Raw genomic sequence first — 25,965 nt, forward strand, 5'->3', positions numbered from 1 at the left:
ATTGAAAAAAATGATACTATTTTTTTCTCTACTAGGTGTTCTGTTATTTACTTCGGGTTGCTTGAATGAAATGATTGGGCAAAAAATAACTGTGCAGAAACGAACTGGTGAAGAAAATATTTTTGAAGACTTCAAAGAAGTCACTCAAAGAAAACAGGTGAAAAAAGCGATAGGTATAGTGAAAAATGCTAATTGGGAAAATGAAAAAGTAGAAGTGGCAAGCTATGCTGACTACCAATTTCAATTTCCGTTTAAGAATAGCAGCGAAGACAAAATAGCGTCTTATTCACTATGGGTTAGCCAAAATGGTGAAAATATAGAGATACGTAGCGATAGTAGTAGATATGTGAAATTAACAAAGCAAGATTCAGCAGACCTATATGAAATTTTAACAGGAGAAGAATTAGTAAAATAATTCCCTGTCTTCGAATAATCTTCAACTAACGGGTGGTTTAGTTGAAGATTATAAAGCAGACTTTTAAGCTGTATGAATAGATGGATACATAGATTTTAAGGCAACTTGGTTGCCTTTCAGTTAAATGAAAGCGGACCAGATAATCAACAGTAGGATAATTAAATTATGTTAATGTAAATGTTAAGTTTGTGAAGAAATTTACTTAAAGTAACGGGCAGTTAAATAATAAAGGAGTTAGTAATGAAAAATAATTTATACGAATATGTTCAACAACAATTTGTTTCTATTCCTAGCGGTACAGAATTAATACGTGATTACCGAGTTACCAACAAATGGTTAAGTGCTAATCATCAGTTAGCAATGCCTGGCTCAAGAAAAGGGCATACTGAAAAAATAATGGTTGTAGAAGTGCATGGATTTTATTTGGATAAACTACCTGTAACTGAATCGTTATATAATACCATCTTAAATAATGAGTTTGAAATTACTTTAAACGATCGTAAACCAGTGACTAATGTTTCTTGGCTAGATGCCATAAAATTTTGTAATTCTTTTTCGATACAATTAGGCTTAAAACCTGCTTATGAAATTTTAGATGATACAACGAATATTTCATGTGATTGGTCAGCAAATGGATTTCGGTTACCTACTGATGCGGAATGGCAATATGCATGTAAAGCTAATATAAATAAATATTCATATGGTAGGCTTGAAGATATAGCTTGGTATAAAGGAAACTCGGATAACAAAATTCACCCAGTAGGTTTAAAACAACCTAATTTATTTGGGTTATACGACATGATAGGGAATGTTTGGGAATGGTGTTGGGATTTATATGATATCGAGACATATGGAGAATATCGAATTTTTAGAGGAGGTAGTTGGGCTGAGGAGGAAAGAGGGTGCGGTAGTACGTCTAGAAGACGAGGACATCCAACATTCACTATTGATGATTTAGGTTTTCGATTAGCAAGGTCTATTCTATAATTAATACCTAAACACGATACAGTTTGTTTGTATCTTCAGGACTTAAATACAATGCTCTTTGGGGTCATGCGTCTATTTATAGACATTAACTCCAAAAGGCTTTTTTTATTTTGAAGGGAGTGAGATGAAGGAAGACTTCGAGTTTGATCATCAGGCTGATTAAACAGCCCTTTTTCTTATTGAACTAACGGGGGAGGTTAGTTGAATAAAAAGGGATTTTTGGAATGGTGTTGAATAAGTTAATATATGTAAATTATTGAGACTTTTAAGCACTTTCCATTGGACAGGGGTATAAATTTAAAGGGGATGTATTATGCGTCGAAGTATTTCAGTATTATTGTTGCTGGTATTGGTATCATTTTTGCTTTCAGCTTGTGGCTATAAAACATTCGCTTTTTCTGGAGAGTCGGATAATTGGATGGCAGAATTAAAGGTTACTCAAACCGAAGACGAATATGAAGAACAGGAATTAAAAATTCAATATAAAGGCAATGACGTAGACTCTGTTGGAGAAATTAAATATATCGTAGAGACTAATGCAGGAGGTTTTAGCGGTAGCGGTTTATCATTGGAGAAAAATGGAACTCTAAAAGCTAGTGCTGAAGGTAATCCAACCAATGCCAAAATCATTGAAGAATCTGAGGTTATAGTAACAATAGAATGGAATAGCCATACTGAAACAATCATATTAAAAATCAATTAATTAATGAAATAACGTTGCTTAGTTGGTGACATATGAGCTGCTAGTCAGCTCTTTTTCTTATTGAACTAATGGGCAGTTTAGTTAAAGGTGACCTTGCCAGTAATAAAGTAATACTTGCTGTAAAACAATTGATGATTAATATTCCTTCTTCAACTAACGGGTGCTTAGTTAAAGATCATCGGGTTGTTTAAACAGCCCTTTTTCTTATTGAACTAACGGGGCAGTTTAGTTGAAGCCTATTTATTATTCGGGAGGTTATTTATACGTCTTTAGGTGCGTGTGATTTATCAATTTAACCTCAGGTCCAACAGATATTTCATAGGTCATTCGGTCCTTCCCTACTGGAACCCAGTGTCCACCATCGGTAGGCTCAATTTCAAATGTAATTTCTAAGTTAAAGCCACGAAAACCATTTACTCTTCTTGTTTCAATCACTTCAATTTTCCATGGAGTGACCTGAGGTGAAAAATCCTTTAAAATCTTCGGGTAATAATAGTTATTCAAATCTTTTGCAATATAAGGAGTTAGCATGTTCATAAGCATATCCTGTAATCTAAGCTCCTCAGAGTCTTGAGTTGGTTCAGCTGATGAAAGGATTGTTGTTTGAAAAGAAGTAATAACAACAAGGGAAAGTATAAAAATGATTATCCTCTTTTTCATTCTCTTCAATACACCTCTTTACGACTTTATCTAAATAATTGTATTGTGACCTTTTCTGAATAAAGTATGTGCTTATTGAAACTAACGGGGCAGGTTATTTGAACTGAATTTAAAACTTTTTGGAAAGAATTACGTATTAACTTTAATCATTTCAAATTAGGGGTGTAGATAATGAGCTTCCGATTTGAACTAAGTTTTAAAAACAAGAAAGTTAGAATATGGTTTGTTATTATGGTACCAGTTGTGTTAGGAAGTGTATTATTTATGCTTTTTACTGAAATTAATTACCATTCTTTAGTGTCTTTATTCCCTGTAATGGGTTGGTTGATTTTTTATATATGGCGTTATCTATATAGAAGGAAACAGAAGAAAGAATCTCCTAATACTTAATGTTACTTTGTGGTTCCATTCTAAAAGGATTAGTTTAATTATCTTTTCTTATTAAACTAACGGAGCAGTTTAGTTGAACATAGTTGTTTAACTTGTGTTCAACAATCGGGCCAGTTTGTTGAACAAGGATGTTTTCTATTTTTTAGCGAATTAGAATTACAAACAAACTTATCAAGGATACAGAATATTTCAAAATAACAGGAACGTAGGAGGTATGAGCTATGAAAATCCTCAGAATAGATCATGTAGGTGTAATCGTAAATGATCTCTCTGCCGCTAAAGAGTTTTTTCTCGATTTTGGCCTTGAGGTGCAAGGGGAATGGGAAATGGAAGGAGAGTTCATGAATCAGGTATTTGGTCTTAATGACGTAAAAGTAGCATGTGTAGGATTAGGGACTCCAGACGGTCAGGTATGGATAGAGCTAATCAAATTTTATAGTCCGTCAGATGAAAGAGAAATTCAGCAACCTTTTGCAAATACCCTGGGTATCCGGCATATTGCATTTGCTGTTGAAGATATTGAAGCTGTTGTTGCCAAGTTGAAAAAGAAAGGTATGGAAATCTTTAGTGAGTTACTACACTATGAAGAAAGTTATAAGTTATGCTACTGCAGTGGGCCAGAGGGAATTATATTAGAGTTGGCGGAGCAAATCAAATAAATTAAGCGTAATTAATAGTTATCGGGCCAATAATTGATGGATTTTGACATACCTCCAGTTAAATATGTAATCACGTCGATAAAGTTGTTCCGCAAGCGGGCGCGATTGTTATGTAAGCGTTTCTGTTCTTATTAAACTAACGGGTGCTTGAGTTCAAGATTCAGGAGCTACAATGTCTAACGAGTGCTTTACTTCAAGAAGGGGTAAAGACTTTTTATTATTCAACTAACGAGGCAGGAGTGGAAGAAGGTATAACTAAGATATAAGAAAATACAGTAATCAAAGGGATGTTTAGTTTGAATAATCGACAAGAAACTCCAGAAGAAAAAAGAGAGAGATTAAGACAATAAGAACTTAAAAAAAATCCGTATGGTGCAATAAGAGATGGATTAAATCGAGGTGAAAATGGAAATATAACAGATTTAGTTGGTGATTTAGGTTGGAAAGGAACAGGAATATTAATAATTGTATTAATAGTTGGATATGTACTTTACAAATTATTATATTAAATCTGATTAATATTTCCACTTTCATATAGAAGACTTAAATATATAGGCAGACCCAAGTGAATGAAAATATCACTAGGGTCTTTTATGTTCTATTAATTAGGTTACGTCTAGAATTTTATATCCTCAGGTACCTCAATCACATGTGATTCTAGTGGATTAATTGGGTCGTGATTACGTAAACACCCAAAATTAAGACCTGTAATTGTTTCTATACTTGATATTGGAACTTGATATGTTTTATATTCACCGTAGGTAAATTCCAAATTCTCAATAAGATCTTTTTGAGTCTGTAAATAAGCAGTTGCAGAAAGGTTACCATCTTCCTTAACCATAATAGCGATTTTCCAAAACTCTGAAGGTATTTTAACACCTCTGTAAACAATGTCATCCTCCCTAAAAACTGGTCCAGTAAACACTGTCACTTTTAGATTCCAGTTTTCAGCATTATCTAAAATATAATTCTCAAGATCCAACCAGATTTTTTGATTTAAATCGCTATGTTGGGGAGCACAATTTGTGAAATGGAATGTATCCTTATTCGCCTTTTCCGCTGCATCTCCCCAAATAGGATCGCTGCGGCGGACTAGATGCCCTCGATCAAGTGGATTGTTTTTATATAATTCAGGACCACACTGGTATTCTATTTCGATACGAGGATCCAGATACCATTTATCATTACGTTGAATACTTCTCAATTGGTTTCCATCAATATTTACCACCGTATAATATGCTAAACGGCGTGACTTACTCATGACTATCGAAAAATGAGTGTAATGAAGCACCTTGCTTCCGTCTTTTAGAAGGGCAATATCCTGTTCATCACTTCGGAATGTCGGATGTGGAACCTCATAATCATCACCAAGAAATTTTGGGTCATAACCAACCGAAGCTTCATACCATGAATCATTTAATATCTCAACTATCATCTCATCAGAATTATCTTTGGTGATTTCTTGCCCTTGCACAAGTTCATTAATTAACAATTTCTGATTTTCATTCAAAGTTGTGTCCTCCTTCTTTTTATTAGGTATTCTACAACTGATTTTAAATTCCTTCTTATAAGAAGAGGACAAACTATTTTATCTTTGTAAATATCAAGACAAACAAAACCCTCTAAGAAATCAAAAAAGGCAATAACATATTTGATATATAAAAAATGTTATTGCCTTTCATTTTATTAAATTTTATAGGAATCACCAATATTAAAGTATCAGATTCATTTTTTACTGATCATTTTTTTGGTTTTTCAATAAGTCGCGAATTTCAGTAAGCAAAGCTTCTTTTGCATCTATTACTGGGCCATCCTCAACCACGGCTTCTTTTTTGCGCTGGAATTTCATCAGGATACGGATGACCATGAAGATTGCGAAGGCAACAATGAGAAAGTCCACGATGGATTGGATGAAGTTTCCGACCATCACTTCTGCATCGCCAACTGGAATAATGATTCCTGTAAAATCAATACCACCCATTAACACGCCGATCAATGGAGTTATAATATCTGCAACGAGGGAAGAGACGATTTTACCGAATGCTGCCCCGATTACAACCGCTACTGCTAAGTCCATAACATTTCCTTTTAACGCGAATTTCTTGAAATCTTGCCACATATTTTTCTCACTCCTTTGCTCTCAGTCTACAAAAAGAATAAAATATTGTAAATGCAAGCAATATGATATTTGTCAAAAAGTAGACCACAAACTAAATTGAAGTGACGGTGTCTTACCATCTGTGATAAAATGATGAAAAAAACGGGATGCGAATGTATGAAAAAACGAAAGAAAATGAAACGATTGTCTGCAGTTACAAGAGGATTGTTAATCATACTTATGGTACCCATTACAATGACTCTGTTTGTTTTGACGAGTGTGTACTGGGGAGATTTACAAAGAATTCCAATCGTCCACACACTGACTGAATCGATACAAGATGCACCCAAAAAGATGATGGATATGGACATTCCTGAAGAATATATACCGATTTACAAGGAAGCAGCGAAGGAATATGAAGTTCCATGGACGCTGTTGGCAGCACATCATCGCATTGAAACGAAATTCTCAACTATGGATCCTCTACTGTCTCCTGTAGGAGCTGAAGGACATATGCAGTTTATGCCATGTACATTTGTAGGATGGCAGCATCCTAGTTGTTCGGGTCAAGGAAAAGGGGATATATCAAAAGAAGATAAAACAAACCCAGATGTCATTGCCGAATATGGTGGATATGGTATTGACGCCAATGAGGATGGGAAAGCAGACCCATATCAGCTAGATGACGCTATATTTAGTGCAGCGAACTATTTAGCAAGTAATGGAGCAGCAAATGGTGATCTTGAACATGCTATTTACATGTACAATCGCAGTGATGAATATGTAGAAGATGTATTATATTACTATCATAAATATGAAGAAGAGCAGGGCACACAAGGACAAGCTGCTTCTTCAGAACAATAAAAAAAGAGACGTTCAATTGAACGTCTCTTTTTTGATCTTATGTTTTGCGTAGTGCTTTTAAAATCATGCTTACGATGAAGATTAAAATAACTGCACCAATAAATGCTGGAATGATTTGAATATCGGCAACTGTTGGTCCGAAGCTGAATAACATACCGCCGATCCATGCACCGATGATACCAGCAATAATGTTACCAATAATTCCGCCGGGTATGTCTTTACCTAAAATAAGCCCTGCTAACCAACCAATGATACCACCGATAATAAGGTATAAAATAAATCCCATGTTCGTCATCTCCTGTTCGATAAAGTTTAATTTGACTTGCTAGTAATTAGATATCCTCAAACGATTCACTTCAAACCATTTTTTGAAAATATTTTTTACACCATAACAATTTCATATCCTACTGCAAACGAATAATTCTACAAACCAGTTTGACTTTGCGTGCATATAATAAAAACTTCAGCGCTAATCAATAGTCTGAACAAAAACAAAAAAAGTATGTATTTTAATTTCAGATTCCGATATTTTTTTCGTTTTTAATGTCAGAAAATTCGTAAAAAGTTTTGTGAATTGAAAATTAAAGGCGTATAATTAAAAAAAGGAGTGAGTTGAGATGGACGAAATCATGATGAGAAAACTTAACCGACAGGCAATGTGGTTTGTTGTGCTTCACACGATTTTTATCTTCAATCTCGCATTCGACGTCATTGAATTTACTTAAAAATTGTGGATAGCTTGCCTATCCACAATTTTTTTACGGATTGATACATAAAAGACCGCCCAATTACATACACCAAAGTAGTCAGGAGTTTTACTATTGAAGAGACCATGGGATCGATATACATATTGTCAAGTATTTGAAAATCTTCGCGATGAGCAATTGGCTTCACCTATGGAAGCATATATGAAACACAATTTTCCTTTTCTCGGCATTAAAAGTCCGGCACGAAATGAAGCATTAAAAAACTATTTTGCTGAACATGAAATTCCCGAAAAACAACAATTGTTTAAAGAAGTGTGGGAAATTTATCAGCTGCCTGAAAGGGAATATCAATATGTAGCAATAGCTTTATTAAGTAAAAAAATTAAAGCATTAACATTTGAGGATTTGTCTTTCATCGAGAAACTGATAACGGAAAAATCGTGGTGGGATAGTGTCGATTCCATTGCGCCATCCATTGTTGGAGAAATTGTAAAAAAGGATAGACCAAATGGAGAAAAAGTCATGCGATTGTGGTCAGATTCAGATAATATGTGGCTGAATCGCTCAGCTATTCTGCATCAATTGAAATATAAAAATGAAACAAACGAAAACATACTGGAAGAAATCATTTTAAATCATGCAGAATCGAATGAATTTTTCATACAGAAAGCAATTGGTTGGGCATTACGGGAATACGCAAAAACCAATCCTGTATTTGTTCAACAATTTGTAGAAGTGAATGAATTGAAACCTTTAAGTAAAAGGGAAGCACTGAAACACTTCAAATGAAAAAGCAGCCAATCGGCTGCTTTTGTTATTTTACGGAGTCACTGATGAATGTGTGGTCTTTATAATACATGTTTTTCACCAATACATTTGGTCCCAGACATTTTACTGCCGGGCAATGGCAGTTCAATTCTTTTGCAAGAGGCGAGTCCAGCCATTTGTCAAAAATGATTGGTAAGGAATCACTCTTCATATTACCGAGTACAGGTGCATCTCCAAAGTCTGTGACAATGACATCACCTGAGAAAATATTGATATTCAATCTTGAACGACCGTCAGGGTCATTACGAACGGTGACATTCGTTTCTTCTTTCAACCTTTGCTGAAGATGACGATCTTCTTCACTGGCGCTGCAAGGATAAAATGGCAAAGTTCCGAAAAGCATCCAGGTGTTTTTATCACGTACATCGAGTAAGTGATGAATGGCTTGTCGTGTTTCCTCTAACGTCAATGAAGTCAAACTGCTAGCGAAATCTGAAGGGTACATAGGGTGAATTTCGTGTCTTGCGCATTTCATTTCTTCAACTACTTGGCGATGTATGTGTTCCAAGTACGGCAGTGTTTTCTTATTTAGCATCGTTTCAGCTGAAACCATGACGCCCGCATCAGATAACATGCGGCTGTTTTCAATCATGCGGTCAAAGAGTTTTGCACGTTGTTCGTACGTTGGTTTTCGTTCCATAACTGCAAATCCAGTCTCCACAAATTCGTCTACCGTTCCCCAATTATGCGAGATATGTAAAACATCAAGATAAGGAGCAATCATCATATAACGCTCAGGATCCAGTGTCAGATTCGAATTGATTTGTGTGCGAACTCCACGCTCATGCGCATATTTTAATAGTGGAAGAACATAATTCGTGACAGATTTTTTCGATAGCATCGGTTCTCCGCCTGTAATGCTGAGAGTTTGTAGATGTGGGATTTCATCTAGCCTCTTCCGCAGAAGCTCAAAAGGGAGTGCCTCGGGATCTTTGTTTTGAAGTGTATAGCCAACTGCACAATGTGCACAACGCATGTTGCATAGCGTGGTGGTCGTGAACTCGATGTTCGACAGCGTCAGCTTGCCGTGTTTTTCCATATCTAAGTAAGCTTCCCAAGGATCATAAGAAGGGGTAAGCTTTTGAATTGTTGTATTCATCAATCAATCGTCCTTTCTACAATAAGTAATTGTCGCATATCAAAAGCCTATTGAAAACGTTAGATTTTAGATTTTGTTTCGATTCAAGTAATATAAGAAGAAAAGGTGATTTTTATGGATTATCCAAATCCAATACTCCTGTATGATGGTAGCTGTGGTTTTTGTCAGCAGTCTGTCCAATTTATCCTGCAGAATGAGCGTGACGAAACCATTTGTTTCGCACCACTTCAAAGTAAATTTGCGAGTCAAATAATAAAAGAACATCCATTTTTACAATCAATAGATTCAATCGTGGTTATTAAGGGAAAAGAATTATTAGTGGAATCGGATGCGGTGATAGTATTGTCATCGTATCTCAAGTCTCCGTACCATTTGGGTACTATGTTAAAAATGCTTCCCAAATTTTCACGAGATGGATTGTATCGATTCGTAGCAAAGCACAGACACCGTTTAATTCGTAGTAACCAATCGTGTTTACTACCATCCCCCCAACAGCGTAAACGATTTGTCGGTTAATCAAAGGAGAGGTTTTAGATGTTTTTAGAAGACAATAATGAAATACGGAAAGAACTTTTTCAAACGATAGAGGGTTTGACAGATGAACAGTTCAATAAAAAACCCGCAAATGACAAATGGTCGCCAAAGCAAATCTTTGAACATCTGGTGCGCATGGAAACCGTCATTACTACCAATATCGCAAGAGAACTTAAAAACCCGGATAGTCCGAAAGCCAGAAAAAAACCAATCGGCCTTTCAACAAATCGATTAATTAAAGTAGAAGCCCCGGGTTATACAGTTCCGACTGAAGAATACAAAACAAAAATGGAGATGCTGAAAGATCTCCATGAATCGCGACTCTTCTTATTAGATGTTTATGAATCAAGCACTAAAACCGTATTCAAAGAAAAATCATTCAAACATCCGATTTTTGGTCAAGTCCCATTGATTCAGTGGTTTCCGTTTGTCGGACTACATGAAAAAAGGCATTTAAAGCAATTGAAAAAAACGATTGAAATGTTGTAAGGTCATAAGCATTACTTATCACAACCAATAATTTTAATGTAATTTACTTATAAACTAGACTACGTTATGATAGGAACTGGAGAAAAGTCGCTACCAATAGATGAGAGCCTTTTCATAAGACAAAAGGAGGAAAAGACATGGCAAAAAGTAACTTGCATAATAGCCGTACTTCTTTCGATTTAAACGGTAAAACGTATAACTATTATCGTTTAGCAGCGTTAGAAGAGGCAGGGATCGCAAATGTTTCCCGCCTTCCTTATTCAATTAAAGTATTGCTTGAGTCCGTACTGCGCCAACATGACGGATATGTCATCAAAGATGACCACGTAGAAGAATTGGCAAAATGGGGTAAAGACGTTGACCCTGAAGCGGAAGTACCTTTCAAACCTTCACGTGTAATCCTTCAAGATTTCACTGGAGTGCCAGTAGTAGTTGACTTGGCAGCACTTCGTTCAGCTATGGCTGAAATGGGCGGAGACCCAGACAAAATCAACCCTGCAATTCCTGTTGATTTAGTTATTGACCACTCTGTACAAGTAGACAATTACGGTACAGGTGATGCACTTCGCATCAATATGGAACTTGAATTCGAACGTAATGCAGAGCGTTACCAGTTCCTTAGCTGGGCTCAAAAAGCATATGACAACTACCGTGCTGTACCACCGGCAACAGGTATCGTTCACCAAGTAAACTTAGAGTACTTGGCAAATGTTGTTCATGCTGTACAAAATGAAGATGGTACATACGAAACGTATCCAGATACATTAGTAGGTACTGACTCACATACAACAATGATCAACGGTATCGGTGTTTTAGGCTGGGGCGTAGGCGGTATCGAAGCGGAAGCGGGTATGCTTGGTCAACCTTCATACTTCCCGATTCCTGAAGTTATTGGTGTTAAATTAACTGGCGACCTTCCAAACGGAACAACTGCTACTGACTTAGCACTTAAAGTAACTGAAGTACTTCGTAAAAAAGGTGTAGTAGGGAAATTTGTTGAGTTCTTCGGAGCTGGTGTAACAAAACTTCCTCTTGCTGACCGTGCGACAATTGCCAACATGGCTCCTGAGTACGGCGCAACTTGTGGTTTCTTCCCAGTTGATGAAGAAGCACTTGATTACATGCGTTTAACTAGCCGTGACGCCGATCACATCCAAGTAGTTAAAGAATATTTAACTGCTAACGGAATGTTCTTCACAGCTGATAACGAAGATCCAACATATACAGACGTTGTAGAATTAGACTTATCTACAATCGAACCAAACATGTCTGGACCGAAACGTCCACAAGATTTGATTCCATTGTCTGAAATGAAGTCTGAATTCAACAAAGCGGTTGTTGCTCCTCAAGGCAACCAAGGATTCGGTTTATCTAAAAAAGAATTCAAGAAGTCTGCTACAGTAACGATGGCAGATGGGGCTGAAGTAACAATTCCTACAGGTGCTATTGGTATTGCTGCCATCACATCATGTACGAATACATCAAACCCATTCGTAATGTTAGGTGCGGGTCTTGTTGCTAAAAAAGCAGCTGAAAAAGGCTTGCGTCCACCAGCATACGTGAAAACTTCACTTGCACCAGGTTCTAAAGTTGTAACAGGTTACTTACGTGACGCTGGTCTATTACAACCATTGGCTGATGTAGGATTTGATTTAGTTGGTTATGGTTGTACAACATGTATCGGTAACTCGGGTCCAATGCTTCCTGAAATTGAAAAAGGCATCATTGAAAACGATCTACTTGTTACTTCTGTACTTTCAGGTAACCGTAACTTCGAAGGCCGTATTCACCCATTAGTAAAAGCTAACTACTTAGCTTCACCACCACTTGTTGTTGCTTATGCACTAGCAGGTACGGTTGATATCGACCTTCAAAATGAAGCACTTGGTCAAGACAAAGACGGCAACGATGTATTCTTTGCTGATATCTGGCCTTCAACAGAAGAAGTGAAAGAAGTTCTTCTTAAAACAGTAACACCTGAATTATTCCGTAAAGAATATGAGCGAGTTTTCAGTGAAAACGAGCGTTGGAATGCGATTGAAACATCAAATGATTCATTGTATACATTTGACGAAGATTCAACGTACATCCAAAACCCTCCTTATTTCGAAGGTTTAACAAAAGAACCAAGCGATATCCAAACGCTTGCAGGACTTCGTGTAGTTGCGAAATTCGGAGATTCAATTACAACTGACCACATTTCACCAGCTGGTGCAATTGGTAAAGATACTCCAGCAGGTAAATACTTGCGCGAACGCGGTGTGGAAGTACGCGACTTTAACTCATATGGTTCACGTCGTGGTAGCCACGAAGTTATGATGCGTGGTACGTTTGCAAACATCCGTATCCGTAACCAAATCGCAGCTGGTACAGAAGGTGGATTCACTACTTACTGGCCAAACGGAGAAATCATGGCAATCTATGATGCAGCAATGAAATACCAAGAAGACGGCACTGGCTTAGTTGTTCTTGCAGGTAAAGATTACGGTATGGGATCTTCACGCGACTGGGCAGCTAAAGGTACGAACTTACTTGGCATTAAAACTGTTATTGCTGAAAGCTACGAGCGTATTCACCGTTCTAACTTAGTTATGATGGGTGTTTTACCTCTTCAATACTTACCAGGTCAAAGTGCTGAAACACTTGGCTTAACAGGTAAAGAAGAAATCAGCGTAAACATTGCTGAAGGCGTGAAACCTCGTGATATCCTGAAAGTAACGGCTAAATCTGCTGACGGTTCTGTAAAAGAATTCGACGTGTTGGCACGTTTCGATTCAGAAGTTGAAGTTGATTACTATCGTCATGGCGGTATCCTACCAATGGTATTGCGTGACAAACTGAAAAACTAAGAATTTTTTAAAGGCTGTCCTTAGGGGCAGTCTTTTTTTGTTGTGATTCCCTTTTATAATTGTCATTCAATTTCGAACATTCATATGTTACACTTTTTGGAAGAGAGTTTGTAAGAAAGGGAATCATTACATGAACCTGCCTTTACTGAAATCAAAACTCGTACCACCCGTAACCAGTGAGATTTATATGCGACGGTCTTCTTTGACACGCACATTCAAGCAAATCGCTTCCAAAAAATGCACATTGATTACAGGTGGGGCTGGATACGGCAAAAGCTCGGCAATTGCTCAATATATTGCTGACAGCCGCGTCAATTGTTCCTGGTACTCCGTTTCTTCGGAGGATGACGACCTGGTACCTTTTTTACGCTATTTAATCGGCAGCATCCAAAGAGTGGTTCCAAGCTTTGGGCAGCAATTATTGAAAGATTGGTCCACACAGCCAGCCTTTCCCACAGAGAAAGAATTAATCGCTTGGCATGCCTGGTTTGTGAATGAACTGGATCAGATTGCTGAACCACTTGTCATTATTATCGATGACTACCAGTTAATTGATCATGTTTTCTCCGTCAATTTTATGATGGAACGAATCTTGGAACATTGTCCAATCGATGTTCATATAGTGTTGATTTCGCGCACTCGACCAAAATGGACGCAATTATTAAAGTTGAAAATGAGTGGCCAATTACTTGAAGTGAAAGAAAAGGACCTGGTCTTCACGGAAGAAGAAATACTCGTCTACTTCGAAGACTATTTCAACCGTCATTTATCAGATCATGAGTCCAAACGTATTCTAGAAATTACGGAAGGATGGGCCATTGCCATTCAATTAATGGCGGTACAGTCTGTTAGTTCGGAGAGCCCATTTGATGTGGCGATTAAACCAGCGATGGAAGATCTATTTCATTATTTATCTGATGAGGTCTTTATGAGATTTACGGAAGACGAGCAACAATGGCTTTTGCAGTTTTCAATATTCCCGACGTATTCCTTGTCATTCATTGATGATTTTTATGGGAATGCGGCTTCGGAATTTTTACAATCGTTTCGCAATCATCACGGCTTTATCCAACAACTCGGTGAGGATACAGTCTATCGGTATCATGCGTTGTTCCAGCAATATTTAATTGCCAAGTGGAAAAAATCCAATTCGGAAAAATTGAAATTAGCCCAGAAAGTAGCAGCTCGCTATTTTGAGCAGCGAAACGACTCGATTCGCGCCATTCATCATGCGATTCAATGTGAAGATGCTCATTTCATTTCTCAAATCGTCATGGCTGTGGCACCAAAATTATTGAAATTGGGACAATTTGATTTAATCATCGATAGTTTAAAAGAAATTCCATTACAGTCTTTCAATGAATACCCTGCGCTCTCGTTTATTGAAGGTGAAGCCAATCGCTATCGTGCTTATTATGAAAAATCAAAACAGGCGTACTTGAAATGTCTGGCACTCGCTACAGAAAAAGATGATGCCTATTATATGAGCACCGCGCATGCGGGCCTTGCACATATTTATTTAGATACAATTCAACCCGGTTTGGCAGATCCGCATCTCGCATCAGCGATTTCATTTGCGAACCAAACATCAACCATGTCGCAAACGGACATGTTCAATTTAAAACGTCAATTTGCCGAGAATCTCGTGAATTTAGGAAAAATGAGAGAAGCCAATGCGTTTATCGTCAAAGAGCAGTTACCAGGGGATCTATTGACCGATGGCAATTTGGATGCGCGAATTTTATTGAGGACGGGAAAACTATCTGCTTCCATTCATCTGCTTGAAAACCGTTTAAGGGAAGGGAATATAGTTCCCGACTCTCATCGTGAAGCTGCTGTTCTCCTCGCCCTGTTGCATGCCATGATTGGGAATCTTACTGAAGCGAGCAATTATGCGAGTAAAGGGATTGAAAGTGGCATACGTGAAAAGTCCAGTTTTGTAGAAGCTGTCGGGTTGATTCGAAAAGGACATTCAGAAAGTATCGACCGACTGCATTTGTTAGATGCACCTGAGCGTTTGTATTTGCAAGCCATCGACATAATGGACCAATTGGATGTTTCCAGAGGAAAAGCTGAGCCTTATTTGGGGTTGGCGCTGTTAAAAGCAAAGCAAGGTCTTCATCATGAGGCACTTGTCCTTGCTGAAAAAGGATTGCGGGAAACAGAGTCAGTTCAGGATTCCTGGCTGTCTGCTTATATTAAGATTGGTATTGCGATGATTTATTGCATGTATCATCAATATGATCAGGCAAATCAGTATGCCAGACAAGCAAAAGCTGACTTTGTGGCATGCGGCGATTCGTTTGGTTTAGTGGTTGCATCATTTTGGTTGAGTTTATGTTCAATGCAATTAAATGACTCTCCTCAATTTACGGAAGAAATAAAGTGCTTTTCCCGCTTTCTTTTGACCGAACAGTATACATTTTTTGTCGATAAACTAACGATGTATGGGCCGCTGGATATGCAACAAGTATACTTACTCGTTCAGCATGCTTTAAAACTGATGCCTGATGATGAGGATATTCAACGCTTAAGTCAACATTTGCAACTAGATACGCAAATCAACTATCCGGGTTATACTTTGCATGTACAATTGCTTGGACCGTTAGCCATATCGCTCGGCAATGAAGAAGTGGAAGACAAAAAGTGGCAAAGGGAAAAAGCAAAGGATTTATTTGTGTATTTATTCATTCATAGAGACCGGTATGTTCCGAAAGATGAGTTGGTAGGAGAACTGTTTGTTGATCAGGATGAGAAAACCGCAAATCGGGATTTTAAAGTGGCTTTGAATGCACTTTACAATGTTCTGGAACCTAAAAGATCTCCTCGTGCAGAATCTTATTTCATCATCCGGAAACAAAATATGTATCGTATCCATCCGAAAGCCGCATTGATCAGTGACGTCCAGCAATTTCAACAACTGGCGACACAAGGATTGGAAGAACGCAATCCAAAGCAAGCCATCATTTTATTGAAGTCTGCTGCGGCGCTTTATAGAGGGTCTTTTTATTTGAACCAAAGCCCCTGTGACTGGTTCCAATTTGAGCAAGAGCAGTTTCGGCAATTGTATTTGCAAGTGATTGAAAGGCTTGCTCAAAATTCGACCAGACTGCAGGAATTCGCTCAAACGATTTATTGGGCTGAGAAACTAATTAAACTCGAACAAACGTGGGAAGAAGCCTACCGTCTTTTGATGTATGCCCACTACCAGCGACACAACCGCTCCCAAGCAATCAAATGGTATGAGCGTTGCGTGCAAATGCTGGAAAATGAATTTGAGTTAAAACCGATGGAAACGACTGAACAAATGTTTGAATTGATTACGATTGGCTATACCTGACCTGTTTCGAGCTTTTCTCGGAGCGGGTTTTTTCGTAGGTTTCAGGGGATATTGCGTCTGGGGTTACTCGTCGGAGAAAAGATTTTGCTCCTGCATCGCTACGCTAGCTTCGTCGCAGAGAAGATTGCTCCTGCGGTTACTCGTCGCATAAAAGATTGCTCCTGTTTCTGCATCGCTAGCGCTAGCTTCGAAACATGAAAGTGCGTTGCATCGCTACGCTAGCTTCGTCGCAGAAAAGATTTTGCTCCTGCGGTTACTCGTCGCAGAGAAGATTGTTCCTGTTTCTGCATCGCTAGCGCTAGCTTCGTTGCAGAAAAGATTTTGCTCCTGCGGTTACTCGTCGCATAAAACCTTTTGCTCCTGCATCGCTACGCTGCTTCGTCGCAAAAAAATTCCACTCTGGCAGAGTGGAATTTTTTTGTAACTGTTTTGTAACTCTTGTTCTATAAGATGAACAGGAAGCAAGTAAACGCTTACAAATGCGCGAAGGGGAAGGGGATTTTCATGAAGAGAAAGTCATGGTTGTTTCTTGTTTTAATTTTTGTTCTTGTTTTTAGCTCTGCTTGTAACAATAAGGATTCACCCGAAGCGGAAGCTGAAGGAGAAGCAACGGGCGGTACCATTAAAATCGGAGTTTTGGCATCGTTAACTGGCGCACTTGAATCATACGGTAAACAAACACAACGTGGATTTGATCTTGGCATTGAATATGCCACTGACGGAACGATGGAAGTAGCGGGAAAGAAAATTGAAATTATTTATGAAGATACGGAAACAAAACCGGAAGTAGCGGTTCAAAAAGCTACCAAATTACTAGAAGAAGATGAAGTGGACTTCATCGTTGGTTCATCAAGTTCAGGTGATACATTGGCGGTACTGCCTCTTGCTGAAGAATACGAAAAAATCATGATTGTAGAACCAGCGGTAGCGGATAGTATTACGGGTGCAGAATTCAATCCGTACATCTTCCGTACGGGCCGTAACTCATCACAAGATGCGGTGGCAGGTGCTGCGGCAATCGCGAAACCAGGCGTAAAAATTGCTACATTCGCTCCTGACTATTCCTTTGGTCTGGACGGCGTTGCGGCATTTAAAAAAGCTGCAGAAGAATTAGGTGCTGAAATTGTGTTAGAAGAGTATGCAGATCCTGCAGCTACTGATTTCACTTCAAATCTACAAAAAGTGATTGAAGCAAAACCAGATTACTTGTTTGTTGTTTGGGCAGGAGCAAACTCACCTTGGAATCAAATTGCCGATTTAAAACTTCAGGAAAAAGGCATCAAAATTTCAACGGGTGCACCTGATATCCCAGCGTTGTCCATTATGGAACCATTGGTAGGCATGGAAGGCTTCTCTGTTTACTATCACACATTACCAAAAAATGACGTGAATGATTGGTTAGTAGAGAAACATAAAGAACGCTTTAACGGGGAAGTTCCTGATCTATTCACGCCAGGTGGTATGTCAGCGGCGATTGCAATAGTCGAAGCGTTGAAAAAGTCAGAAGGCAATGTGGATAGTAAAGAACTAATCGACCTTATGGAAGGTATGTCGTTCGAATCGCCTAAAGGCAAGATGACGTTCCGTGAAGAAGATCACCAGGCGTTACAAGCATTGTACTCTATCAAACTTGAAAAACAAGATGGCGTACCGTATCCAGTGCCGGTGTTAATTCGTGAATTGTCACCAGAGGAAACGGAACCACCAATTCAAAACAAATAACACGTGGAGACGGCCTGTTTAAACAGGTCTGTCTCTCTCCACGTTCAGGATTCATTCCTGCATGTGGAGAGAGACAGAAGAAAGGATGAACATCGATGACAACGATTTTAAGAACCGAAAACTTGACCATCCGTTTTGGTGGACATACAGCCGTGGATCATGTCAATTTTGAAATGCCTGAAAAACATTTCAAATCCATCATCGGACCGAATGGAGCGGGAAAAACCACTTTTTTCAATTTGATTAGCGGTGAATTAAAGCCAACCGAAGGGAAAGTATATTTCAAAAATGAAGACATGTCCCGATTTTCTTCTGTTGACCGCACACGAAAAGGGTTAGGTCGATCTTTTCAAATCACGAATGTATTTCCCAACCTGACTGTTCTCGAAAACATACGCCTGGCGGTGCAATCAAAAGAAAAAATTCGATATCAAATGTTACGCCATATCAAGACGTACCCTTCACTTATTGAAAAAGCAGAACAATTGATCGAAGTCGTCTTGCTGTTGAACAAGAAACAGGCGATAGCCAGTCAATTGTCTCATGGTGAAAAACGCAAACTAGAAATTGCGATGCTGCTTGCTTTGGATACCGAAGTATTATTGTTGGACGAACCGACTGCAGGCATGTCACTCGAAGAAGTACCAACCATTCTAGAAGTCATCAAGCGGATAAAGCAACAGGAGAATAAAACAATCTTGCTGATTGAACACAAAATGGATATGATTCTGGATTTATCGGATTCCATTATGGTGCTGTTCAATGGCTCGCTTCTGGCAGACGGCACACCAGAAGAAATTATGCAAAATGAAACAGTGCAAAATGCTTATTTAGGAGGCTCCTACAATGAACACCATGCTCAAAGTTGATGGCGTCCACACCCATATCGGGCAATATCATATTTTACAAGGCATTTCGTTTGAAGCAAAAGAAGGAGAAGTCAGCGTATTGCTAGGTCGTAATGGTGCTGGAAAAACGACGACGTTGAAAACCATACTTGGACTGACTCCCGCTTCAAAAGGACAAATCACGTTCAAAGGTCAGGATATCACCAAAAAACCGACACATGCCATCGCGAATACAGGCATTGGCTATGTACCAGAAGATCAGGGGATATTTGGCGCATTGACTGTTGAAGAAAACATGAAAGTGGCCATGCGTAAGGATGATGAAGCCACTTTGGCCAAACAGGACTATGTCTTGAACCTCTTTCCGGACTTGAAAAAATTCTGGAAAAAGGACGGGGGTCATTTGTCAGGTGGTCAAAAGCAAATGCTTGCGATGGCTAGGGCTTTTGTTGGGAACAGTCAGTTGCTACTGATTGACGAACCATCTAAAGGTCTTGCTCCCATTGTCATTGAAAAAGTGATGGAAGCCATTATTGATATGAAAAAACATACAACGATTGTCTTGGTCGAACAGAACTTTATGATGGCAAGTCGAATCGGTGATACATATACACTCCTCGATGACGGGAAAACGGTCCAGACAGGTCGAATGCAGGAATTAATCCAAGACGAGCAAGTGAAACGAAAATATTTAGGAATCGGATAAGGAGGATCAGTCATGGAACTACTCTTGAATTTAACCATCAATGGGCTAGCCACTGGCATGTTAATTTTCCTTCTTGCTGCCGGCTTGACCTTGATTTTTGGTTTGATGGACGTACTTAACTTTGCACATGGAGGGTTATTTGCCTGGGGAGCCTACTCGTCCGTTTGGTTTTATGCGTTGACAGACAGTTTTGGCCTGGCGATTCTCGGAGCAATCGGTACGGGAATCATTCTCGGATTCATTACGGAAAAATTGATTATCACACCTGTCTATGGCAATCATATTCAACAAATCTTAATTACGTTAGGATTCATGCTTGTTTTAACTGAGCTATTGAAAGTCGTGTTCGGTCCTAATCAGCTTCCAGCAAAAACACCGCCCTACTTAGTTGGAAGCTGGGAAATTGGGGATGTCATCATTATTAAATACCGAGTTTTCATTATTGTAGTTGGTTTCCTGATTTTCGGGATTTTCCAATACATCTTAAAGAAAACAAAAATAGGCTTGATTGTCCGAGCGGGAGTCATGAACAAAGAAATGGTGCAGACACTAGGAATCAACATCAAAAATGTATTTCTGTATGTCTTTATTGCCGGTGCCGCATTAGCAGCACTCGGAGGGGCACTGATGGCCCCGTATTCAGGGGTGATTTATGCAGAAATGGGCATGGAGTTTGCCATCTTAGGTTTCATTGTCGTGGTTATCGGAGGGATGGGCAGTTTTCCAGGATCACTGCTTGCAGCAATTTTAGTAGGTTTAGCTGGAAGCTTTATGGCGTATTACGTTCCATCACTTTCGTTAGCCGTTAACATGATGCTGATGGCCATCGTATTAATATTCCGTCCGCAAGGATTATTCAAGGCAAAGGGGTGAAGACATGACCAGTAAATTTCAGTGGAACAATATTTTTCTATCCATTATCGCGATTGTGTTGTTCATCTTCCCTTTTGTAACGGATTCCAGGACCTGGACAATATTATTGACGCAAATTTTCATCTTTTCAATTTTGGCCATGAGTTATGACATTTTACTTGGCTATACAGGCATCGTCTCATTCGGACACGCAATGTTCTTTGGAATGGGTGCCTATACCACCGCGGTCATGCAAGACCGGATGGAACCGACCATCGGTGTCTTCATATTATCAATCGCAACCGGCATGTTCCTCGCAGGTGTCGTCAGCCTTATTGTCGGTTTGATGACACTGCGTCTGAAGAGTCATTTCTTTGCCATGCTGACACTTGCTGTATCCGGATTATTTCTCGTACTAGCAGAAAAATGGCGCAGTCTGACATCAGGAAATGATGGTTTCACGTTCCGCGCACCGGAATTCTTCAAAGATCGTATGGTTTTCTATCTCGTTACACTCGTGTGCCTTGTGGTGGTGTATTTGTTATTAAGAAGATTTGTGCAATCTCCGATGGGGCACGTGCTGGTAGCGGTACGAGAAAACGAGCAGCGAACAAAATCACTCGGATTTAAAACCCTACACTATAAAGTGATTGCCTCCGTAGTAGCTGGCGTTGTGGCAAGTTTGGCTGGTTCTTTATATGCGGTAAGTCTACGATTCGTGAATACAAGTGTATTGACGATGGATATCACGCTGGACGCGTTGCTCATGACCATTATCGGCGGCGTCGGGACATTGATAGGTCCAATTATTGGAGCTGGTGTAATCGAATTATCCCAACATTATTTATCTGGAATGGCTAAGGACTATCCGATTTTTGAACGATGGATCATTTTCTTCGGAATTGTCTATATCCTGGCGGTGATATTCTTCCCTTCAGGCATTGTGGGAACCGTCCGACAAGCAATTCACAAACGAAAAAACCCCGCAGTACTTGAAAAGTCGTCGTCCGGCACGGAGGGATTGTAATGCAAATTGGTATCGTCAGCACAGGTCTTTACATACCTAGCCATTCCATGACAGCAGAAGAAATCTCTTTAGCATCAGGGGTATCTTTACAGGTAGTCAAAGAGAAGATGGGCATTACGAAAAAACCGATTCCAGGTCCTGACGATCATACAGTTCAGATGGGCATCTGGGCAGCAAAGGATGCTTTAGACAGAGGTCATGTCGATCCTAAATCAATTGACTGCGTGATCTATATAGGCGAAGAGCATAAGGAATACCCACTATGGACCGCAGCCATCAAAACACAAGAAGAAATCGGCGCATTGCATGCATGGGGGTTTGATATCGCACTGCGTTGCGGCACAACCATACTGGCACTTAAATTGGCTCAAAGTTTGATGCTTGCAGACGATTCCATCGACACAGTCCTGCTTGCAGGTGGATACCGAAATGGGGATTTCATCGATTATACAAACGAGCGGACCCGCTTCATGTTCAATCTCGGAGCGGGAGGTGGCGCGATGATTTTGAAAAAGAATCATGGCCACAATATTTTGCTTGAATCGGATATCATGACCGATGGATCCTTTTCGGAAGATGTCGTGGTACCAGTCGGAGGGACGAAAATGCCACTGACGAATGAAGTGTTGTCGTCGGGTTCTTACCGACTCGATGTCACCGATCCAGAAGGAATGAAAAAACGTCTGGAACAAAAATCAATGCAAAACTTTTTGAAGGTCATCCGACACTCTTTGTCGAAGAGCGGATATACAGAACAAGATATTTCTTACGTTGCCATGCTCCACATGAAAAAATCAGCACATGACTACGTGCTCAATGAACTGGGGTTAACGGAAGACCAGTCCATTTACTTGCATGAATACGGTCATATTGGCCAAATGGATCAAATCATTTCTTTGCAGCTCGCACAACAACAAGGAAAGCTTCAAAAAGGAGATATTGTCGTATTGGTTAGTGCTGGTATCGGCTATGCGTGGGGAGCAACAACAATCAAATGGGGTTCTGAATAGGGGGAGGTTTAATGGCAATGCAAAAAATATTACTCGATAATGGCGAAACGATTTCATACCGTGAACGGTACGGCGGAGAGCAAGTCGTCGTCCTCGTTCATGGAAATATGACTTCTTCTCAGCACTGGGATGTGTTGATTGATGCTCTGGATCCAAGATATAAACTGTATGCGCTTGACCTGAGAGGCTTCGGGGAATCAAGTTACCATACTCGTGTTCAAGGAATAGCTGACTTTGCCGCTGACTTGAGAGGTTTCGTGGATGCACTCGGACTTGAAACATTTCATTTAGTCGGCTGGTCTACAGGTGGTGCGATCTGTATGCAATTTGTCGCTGACAACCCAGGATACTGTGAGAAACTCGTCCTGCTTGCTTCCGCTTCAACCCGTGGGTATCCATTCTCCGGGACGAAGGCAGATGGAACACCCGATTTGCAAACTCGTCTTCAATCTATCGAAGAAGTGGAAACTGATGCAGGAAAAACAAAAGCCATACAAGGATTATATGATACGAAAAACCGTGAAGGACTTAAAGGACTCTGGAATGCACTGATTTATACACATAAACAGCCTGACGAGAAAAAATACGATGAATATGTATCGGATATGCTAACGCAACGCAATCTGGCGGACGTATACCATTCATTAAACACGTTCAATATCAGCAATGTTCATAACGGGCTAAGTCAAGGCACAAATCAAGCCAAGGATGTCACCATCCCAGTACTAATTTTAAGAGGCGATCGTGACTATGTCGTATCCGAAGAGATGACACAGGAAATCGTGGAAGACCTTGGGGAAAACGCCACTTATATTCCATTAACTAATACAGGTCATTCACCGCTCATCGATGATTTGCCGCAACTGACACAACGAATCGAAGAATTTTTAGGTTAGGAGGATACTATATGCGTTTAGATAAGCAAGTTGCGATTATCACTGGTGGGGCAAATGGAATCGGCTATGCATCAGTCGAGCGCTTCGCCCAAGAAGGAGCTCGTGTCATTCTGGCAGATTATGATGAATCTACCGGAGTGAAAGCAGCAGAAGAGTTAAAAGAGCAAGGCTATGATGTCACGTTCGTTCAAGTCGATGTGGCGGATCGCGACAGTGTCCAGCACATGGTCGCACAAGCGGTTGAAATTTACGGTGGCATTGATATTTTGGTGAATAATGCCGGCATCACCAGAGATGCCATGCTAGCAAAAATGGACATTGCTGACTTTCAGAGGGTTCTTGATGTCAATTTAACGGGCGTCTTTAACTGTACACAAAGCGTATTGCCACACTTAATCGAAAAAGGAAAAGGGAAAATTATTAATACTTCTTCAGTCAGTGGTGTATATGGGAATGTCGGACAGACCAATTATGCGGCTTCAAAAGCAGCGGTCGTGGGGATGACCAAATCGTGGGCAAAAGAATTGGGACGCAAAGGCATCAATGTCAATGCTGTGGCACCAGGATTCACCTTGACTGCAATGGTCGAAAAAATGCCTGATAAAATCATCGACCAAATGAAATCGATTGTTGGACTGCAACGATTGGCTGTACCGAAAGATATTGCTAATGCCTATTTATTTCTCGCATCGTCAGAATCAGATTATGTTCATGGGCATGTTCTGCATGTTGACGGTGGCATTATGATGTAAGAAAGGAAGGGTACGTATGTATAATGATCAATCCTGGTTTTTAAAACGAGCACTATTGGCTCCCTCCCGTCTTGCCTGTGTTGATATCGATAGTGACCAGCAGTGGACATATGCTCAATTTGCGCGTCTCATTGAACAGTGGGTACAACGCTTAACGCAAGAGAAGTTGCAACAAGGGGACCGTGTGGCGATACTTGCTGCCAATCACCCTGAGCTACTAGCCATTTTATTTGCCTGTGGATTGAAAGGTTATATATATGTACCTTTGAATTTCAGATTAAGCCATCATGAACTCAGCGATATTCTGGAAGATTGTGAACCATCAATCCTAGTAACGGATGATGTATACGAAAACATAGCACTTTCATTTGATGGTAAGAAAGTCATGAACAGGGAAGTACCTTTCAATAATGAACCTTGTGTATTCGAAATGCACTCTATCCAATCTGTTTCGGCGGATGAACCGTGGATGATGATTTATACAGGAGGTACGACAGGGAAACCAAAAGGAGTACTCCTGTCTTATCACAACGTCAACTGGAATGCGTTGAACACAATTGTTAGCTGGGGGTTGTCGGAACGAGATTGCACTGTCAACTATATGCCTTTGTTCCATACAGGGGGATTGAATGCTTTGTCGATCCCAATCCTGATGACAGGGGGAACAGTGGTCATCGGTCATCGATTTAATGCAGAACAAGCATTGAACGAAATTCTGAAACGAAAAGCAACGATTTCCTTATTCGTTCCAACGATGTATGAATTGATGACACAGTCAGAGACGTTCAAGAAACATGATTTTCCTGACGTCCGAGTATTTTTATCAGGTGGCGCTCCGTGTCCGGTTACGGTATATGAACAATTTGAAAACAAAGGTTTACCTTTTAAAGAAGGCTATGGTCTTTCTGAAGCGGGACCAAATAATTTTGTAATAGATGTCAGAGTGGCCAAAGTCAAAAGAGGATCAGTTGGCAAAAGCATGCAATTTGTAGATACTTTGATTGTCACGAAAGACCATCAACCTGCATTAATCGGGGAAGTCGGGGAGCTTTGGATTCGCGGGAGGCATGTTTTCAGGGGCTATTGGCGAAATGACAAAGAAACCGCAGCTACGATGCAAAACGAATGGTTGAAAACAGGGGATCTGGCGAAAATTGATGCAGACGGTGATACGTATATTGTCGGACGAAAAAAAGACATGATCGTAACCGGTGGGGAGAACGTCTATCCTCAGGAAATCGAACATTGTCTACTCCTGAATCGTACAATCAGGGAAGCGGCTGTCATCGGACTCCCGGATGAGAAGTGGGGCGAAGTCGTTACCGCATTCATTTCATTGAGTGACCCTGCTCTATTTGAAGAAACTCAATTGACCGAACATTGCCGTCAATTTTTAGGAGGCTATAAAATCCCGAAAAAGTTTGTGGTGTTACCGGAACTGCCGAAAACGCATGTCGGAAAAATTGATAAGAAACAACTATCAGCCTTGAAAGTCGTGTAACTGCTTTTTCTTGCTCAATTTTGTATAAT

At 39.8% G+C, this 25,965-nt stretch carries 24 protein-coding genes and 1 pseudogene; 20 read left to right on the forward strand and 5 right to left on the reverse strand.

Annotated elements, in window-relative coordinates:
- Position 1: 1 nt before the first annotated feature.
- The 3 genes from MHH33_RS09320 to MHH33_RS09330 all read left to right on the forward strand — a co-directional run bounded on the left by MHH33_RS09320 (position 2) and on the right by MHH33_RS09330 (position 2,105).
- Positions 2–415 carry a hypothetical protein gene (locus MHH33_RS09320; RefSeq protein WP_342543683.1) on the forward strand — a complete coding sequence of 138 codons (414 nt, stop codon included), beginning with the start codon at positions 2–4 and terminating at the stop codon, positions 413–415.
- 240 nt (positions 416–655) lie between these two features.
- The gene (locus MHH33_RS09325) at positions 656–1,402 is read left to right on the forward strand and encodes a formylglycine-generating enzyme family protein (RefSeq protein ID WP_016427181.1); all 747 of its coding nucleotides are present in this window, start codon (positions 656–658) and stop codon (positions 1,400–1,402) included.
- A 313-nt stretch (positions 1,403–1,715) separates the two neighbouring features.
- Complete coding sequence (locus tag MHH33_RS09330; RefSeq protein ID WP_342543684.1) at positions 1,716–2,105, forward strand: hypothetical protein; 390 nt, start codon at positions 1,716–1,718, stop codon at positions 2,103–2,105.
- A gap of 255 nt (positions 2,106–2,360) precedes the next feature.
- Here the strand turns inward: MHH33_RS09330 and MHH33_RS09335 are convergent, their stop codons facing one another.
- Positions 2,361–2,765 carry a DUF3888 domain-containing protein gene (locus MHH33_RS09335; RefSeq protein WP_342543753.1) on the reverse strand — a complete coding sequence of 135 codons (405 nt, stop codon included), beginning with the start codon at positions 2,763–2,765 and terminating at the stop codon, positions 2,361–2,363.
- Between the two features lie 611 nt (positions 2,766–3,376).
- On the opposite strand from MHH33_RS09335, the gene MHH33_RS09340 reads away from it, so the two are divergent.
- Together MHH33_RS09340 and MHH33_RS09345 are read left to right on the forward strand one after the other, a co-directional pair.
- Complete coding sequence (locus tag MHH33_RS09340) at positions 3,377–3,814, forward strand: VOC family protein (RefSeq protein ID WP_342543685.1); 438 nt, start codon at positions 3,377–3,379, stop codon at positions 3,812–3,814.
- Positions 3,815–4,101: 287 nt separating this feature from the next.
- Positions 4,102–4,323: pseudogene (locus MHH33_RS09345) on the forward strand (DUF6366 family protein).
- Between the two features lie 107 nt (positions 4,324–4,430).
- Here MHH33_RS09345 and MHH33_RS09350 read toward each other — a convergent pair.
- A complete protein-coding gene (locus MHH33_RS09350; RefSeq protein WP_016427183.1) occupies positions 4,431–5,324 on the reverse strand; it encodes a DNA/RNA non-specific endonuclease in 894 nt (297 codons plus the stop codon).
- A gap of 222 nt (positions 5,325–5,546) precedes the next feature.
- Positions 5,547–5,933 (reverse strand): large conductance mechanosensitive channel protein MscL, encoded by a 387-nt coding sequence (gene mscL / locus MHH33_RS09355; RefSeq protein WP_016427184.1) that lies wholly within the window; start codon positions 5,931–5,933, stop codon positions 5,547–5,549.
- A gap of 156 nt (positions 5,934–6,089) precedes the next feature.
- Between mscL and MHH33_RS09360 the strand changes: the two genes are divergently transcribed.
- Positions 6,090–6,776 carry a lytic transglycosylase domain-containing protein gene (locus MHH33_RS09360; protein WP_016427185.1) on the forward strand — a complete coding sequence of 229 codons (687 nt, stop codon included), beginning with the start codon at positions 6,090–6,092 and terminating at the stop codon, positions 6,774–6,776.
- A 37-nt stretch (positions 6,777–6,813) separates the two neighbouring features.
- On the opposite strand, the gene MHH33_RS09365 is transcribed toward MHH33_RS09360, so the two are convergent.
- Positions 6,814–7,062 carry a GlsB/YeaQ/YmgE family stress response membrane protein gene (locus MHH33_RS09365; protein ID WP_016427186.1) on the reverse strand — a complete coding sequence of 83 codons (249 nt, stop codon included), beginning with the start codon at positions 7,060–7,062 and terminating at the stop codon, positions 6,814–6,816.
- A 535-nt stretch (positions 7,063–7,597) separates the two neighbouring features.
- Between MHH33_RS09365 and MHH33_RS09370 the strand changes: the two genes are divergently transcribed.
- Positions 7,598–8,272 carry a DNA alkylation repair protein gene (locus MHH33_RS09370; RefSeq protein ID WP_016427188.1) on the forward strand — a complete coding sequence of 225 codons (675 nt, stop codon included), beginning with the start codon at positions 7,598–7,600 and terminating at the stop codon, positions 8,270–8,272.
- A 25-nt stretch (positions 8,273–8,297) separates the two neighbouring features.
- Here the strand turns inward: MHH33_RS09370 and yfkAB are convergent, their stop codons facing one another.
- Entirely contained in the window at positions 8,298–9,410 is a 1,113-nt protein-coding gene (yfkAB, locus tag MHH33_RS09375) for a radical SAM/CxCxxxxC motif protein YfkAB (RefSeq protein WP_016427189.1), read from the reverse strand.
- A gap of 114 nt (positions 9,411–9,524) precedes the next feature.
- On the opposite strand from yfkAB, the gene MHH33_RS09380 reads away from it, so the two are divergent.
- The 13 genes from MHH33_RS09380 (at position 9,525) to MHH33_RS09440 (ending at position 25,936) form a co-directional block, all read left to right on the forward strand.
- A complete protein-coding gene (locus tag MHH33_RS09380) occupies positions 9,525–9,926 on the forward strand; it encodes a DCC1-like thiol-disulfide oxidoreductase family protein (protein ID WP_016427190.1) in 402 nt (133 codons plus the stop codon).
- Between the two features lie 18 nt (positions 9,927–9,944).
- Positions 9,945–10,433 (forward strand): DinB family protein, encoded by a 489-nt coding sequence (locus MHH33_RS09385; protein ID WP_342543686.1) that lies wholly within the window; start codon positions 9,945–9,947, stop codon positions 10,431–10,433.
- Positions 10,434–10,570: 137 nt separating this feature from the next.
- A complete protein-coding gene (gene acnA, locus MHH33_RS09390) occupies positions 10,571–13,282 on the forward strand; it encodes an aconitate hydratase AcnA (protein ID WP_016427192.1) in 2,712 nt (903 codons plus the stop codon).
- Positions 13,283–13,412: 130 nt separating this feature from the next.
- The gene (locus MHH33_RS09395) at positions 13,413–16,622 is read left to right on the forward strand and encodes a BTAD domain-containing putative transcriptional regulator (RefSeq protein WP_342543687.1); all 3,210 of its coding nucleotides are present in this window, start codon (positions 13,413–13,415) and stop codon (positions 16,620–16,622) included.
- Between the two features lie 504 nt (positions 16,623–17,126).
- The gene (locus MHH33_RS09400; protein WP_342543688.1) at positions 17,127–18,344 is read left to right on the forward strand and encodes a substrate-binding domain-containing protein; all 1,218 of its coding nucleotides are present in this window, start codon (positions 17,127–17,129) and stop codon (positions 18,342–18,344) included.
- Positions 18,345–18,439: 95 nt separating this feature from the next.
- Positions 18,440–19,213: an ABC transporter ATP-binding protein gene (locus tag MHH33_RS09405; protein ID WP_342543689.1), complete on the forward strand. Its 774-nt coding sequence runs from the start codon at positions 18,440–18,442 to the stop codon at positions 19,211–19,213.
- Positions 19,191–19,898: an ABC transporter ATP-binding protein gene (locus MHH33_RS09410; protein WP_342543690.1), complete on the forward strand. Its 708-nt coding sequence runs from the start codon at positions 19,191–19,193 to the stop codon at positions 19,896–19,898. The genes MHH33_RS09405 and MHH33_RS09410 overlap by 23 nt, the downstream gene beginning before the upstream one ends.
- A gap of 12 nt (positions 19,899–19,910) precedes the next feature.
- A complete protein-coding gene (locus MHH33_RS09415; RefSeq protein WP_342543691.1) occupies positions 19,911–20,771 on the forward strand; it encodes a branched-chain amino acid ABC transporter permease in 861 nt (286 codons plus the stop codon).
- 4 nt (positions 20,772–20,775) lie between these two features.
- Positions 20,776–21,777 carry a branched-chain amino acid ABC transporter permease gene (locus MHH33_RS09420; RefSeq protein ID WP_342543692.1) on the forward strand — a complete coding sequence of 334 codons (1,002 nt, stop codon included), beginning with the start codon at positions 20,776–20,778 and terminating at the stop codon, positions 21,775–21,777.
- Positions 21,777–22,787 (forward strand): 3-oxoacyl-ACP synthase, encoded by a 1,011-nt coding sequence (locus tag MHH33_RS09425; protein WP_342543693.1) that lies wholly within the window; start codon positions 21,777–21,779, stop codon positions 22,785–22,787. Before MHH33_RS09420 ends, MHH33_RS09425 begins: the two co-directional genes overlap by 1 nt.
- Positions 22,788–22,798: 11 nt before the next feature.
- The gene (locus MHH33_RS09430; RefSeq protein ID WP_342543694.1) at positions 22,799–23,683 is read left to right on the forward strand and encodes an alpha/beta hydrolase; all 885 of its coding nucleotides are present in this window, start codon (positions 22,799–22,801) and stop codon (positions 23,681–23,683) included.
- Between the two features lie 11 nt (positions 23,684–23,694).
- On the forward strand, positions 23,695–24,435 hold the full coding sequence (fabG, locus tag MHH33_RS09435; RefSeq protein WP_342543695.1) for a 3-oxoacyl-ACP reductase FabG: 741 nt from the start codon (positions 23,695–23,697) through the stop codon (positions 24,433–24,435).
- A gap of 16 nt (positions 24,436–24,451) precedes the next feature.
- Positions 24,452–25,936: an AMP-binding protein gene (locus MHH33_RS09440; RefSeq protein ID WP_342543696.1), complete on the forward strand. Its 1,485-nt coding sequence runs from the start codon at positions 24,452–24,454 to the stop codon at positions 25,934–25,936.
- Positions 25,937–25,965 lie beyond the last annotated feature (29 nt).

Source organism: Paenisporosarcina sp. FSL H8-0542, assembly GCF_038632915.1.
GTDB lineage: Bacteria > Bacillota > Bacilli > Bacillales_A > Planococcaceae > Paenisporosarcina.

What these genes read in the sequence shown, in the direction of transcription:
- MHH33_RS09380 (WP_016427190.1), top strand. Translation starts at nt 9,525, where the DNA reads ATGGATTATCCAAATCCAATACTCCTGTATGATGGTAGCTGTGGTTTT.
- MHH33_RS09440 (WP_342543696.1), top strand. Translation starts at nt 24,452, where the DNA reads ATGTATAATGATCAATCCTGGTTTTTAAAACGAGCACTATTGGCTCCC.
- MHH33_RS09365 (WP_016427186.1), bottom strand. Translation starts at nt 7,062, where the DNA reads ATGGGATTTATTTTATACCTTATTATCGGTGGTATCATTGGTTGGTTA.
- MHH33_RS09335 (WP_342543753.1), bottom strand. Translation starts at nt 2,765, where the DNA reads ATGAAAAAGAGGATAATCATTTTTATACTTTCCCTTGTTGTTATTACT.
- MHH33_RS09420 (WP_342543692.1), top strand. Translation starts at nt 20,776, where the DNA reads ATGACCAGTAAATTTCAGTGGAACAATATTTTTCTATCCATTATCGCG.
- MHH33_RS09405 (WP_342543689.1), top strand. Translation starts at nt 18,440, where the DNA reads ATGACAACGATTTTAAGAACCGAAAACTTGACCATCCGTTTTGGTGGA.
- MHH33_RS09330 (WP_342543684.1), top strand. Translation starts at nt 1,716, where the DNA reads ATGCGTCGAAGTATTTCAGTATTATTGTTGCTGGTATTGGTATCATTT.
- mscL (WP_016427184.1), bottom strand. Translation starts at nt 5,933, where the DNA reads ATGTGGCAAGATTTCAAGAAATTCGCGTTAAAAGGAAATGTTATGGAC.
- MHH33_RS09400 (WP_342543688.1), top strand. Translation starts at nt 17,127, where the DNA reads ATGAAGAGAAAGTCATGGTTGTTTCTTGTTTTAATTTTTGTTCTTGTT.
- MHH33_RS09385 (WP_342543686.1), top strand. Translation starts at nt 9,945, where the DNA reads ATGTTTTTAGAAGACAATAATGAAATACGGAAAGAACTTTTTCAAACG.
- MHH33_RS09415 (WP_342543691.1), top strand. Translation starts at nt 19,911, where the DNA reads ATGGAACTACTCTTGAATTTAACCATCAATGGGCTAGCCACTGGCATG.
- MHH33_RS09425 (WP_342543693.1), top strand. Translation starts at nt 21,777, where the DNA reads ATGCAAATTGGTATCGTCAGCACAGGTCTTTACATACCTAGCCATTCC.
- MHH33_RS09340 (WP_342543685.1), top strand. Translation starts at nt 3,377, where the DNA reads ATGAAAATCCTCAGAATAGATCATGTAGGTGTAATCGTAAATGATCTC.
- fabG (WP_342543695.1), top strand. Translation starts at nt 23,695, where the DNA reads ATGCGTTTAGATAAGCAAGTTGCGATTATCACTGGTGGGGCAAATGGA.
- MHH33_RS09325 (WP_016427181.1), top strand. Translation starts at nt 656, where the DNA reads ATGAAAAATAATTTATACGAATATGTTCAACAACAATTTGTTTCTATT.
- MHH33_RS09430 (WP_342543694.1), top strand. Translation starts at nt 22,799, where the DNA reads ATGGCAATGCAAAAAATATTACTCGATAATGGCGAAACGATTTCATAC.
- yfkAB (WP_016427189.1), bottom strand. Translation starts at nt 9,410, where the DNA reads ATGAATACAACAATTCAAAAGCTTACCCCTTCTTATGATCCTTGGGAA.
- MHH33_RS09360 (WP_016427185.1), top strand. Translation starts at nt 6,090, where the DNA reads ATGAAAAAACGAAAGAAAATGAAACGATTGTCTGCAGTTACAAGAGGA.
- MHH33_RS09395 (WP_342543687.1), top strand. Translation starts at nt 13,413, where the DNA reads ATGAACCTGCCTTTACTGAAATCAAAACTCGTACCACCCGTAACCAGT.
- acnA (WP_016427192.1), top strand. Translation starts at nt 10,571, where the DNA reads ATGGCAAAAAGTAACTTGCATAATAGCCGTACTTCTTTCGATTTAAAC.
- MHH33_RS09410 (WP_342543690.1), top strand. Translation starts at nt 19,191, where the DNA reads ATGAACACCATGCTCAAAGTTGATGGCGTCCACACCCATATCGGGCAA.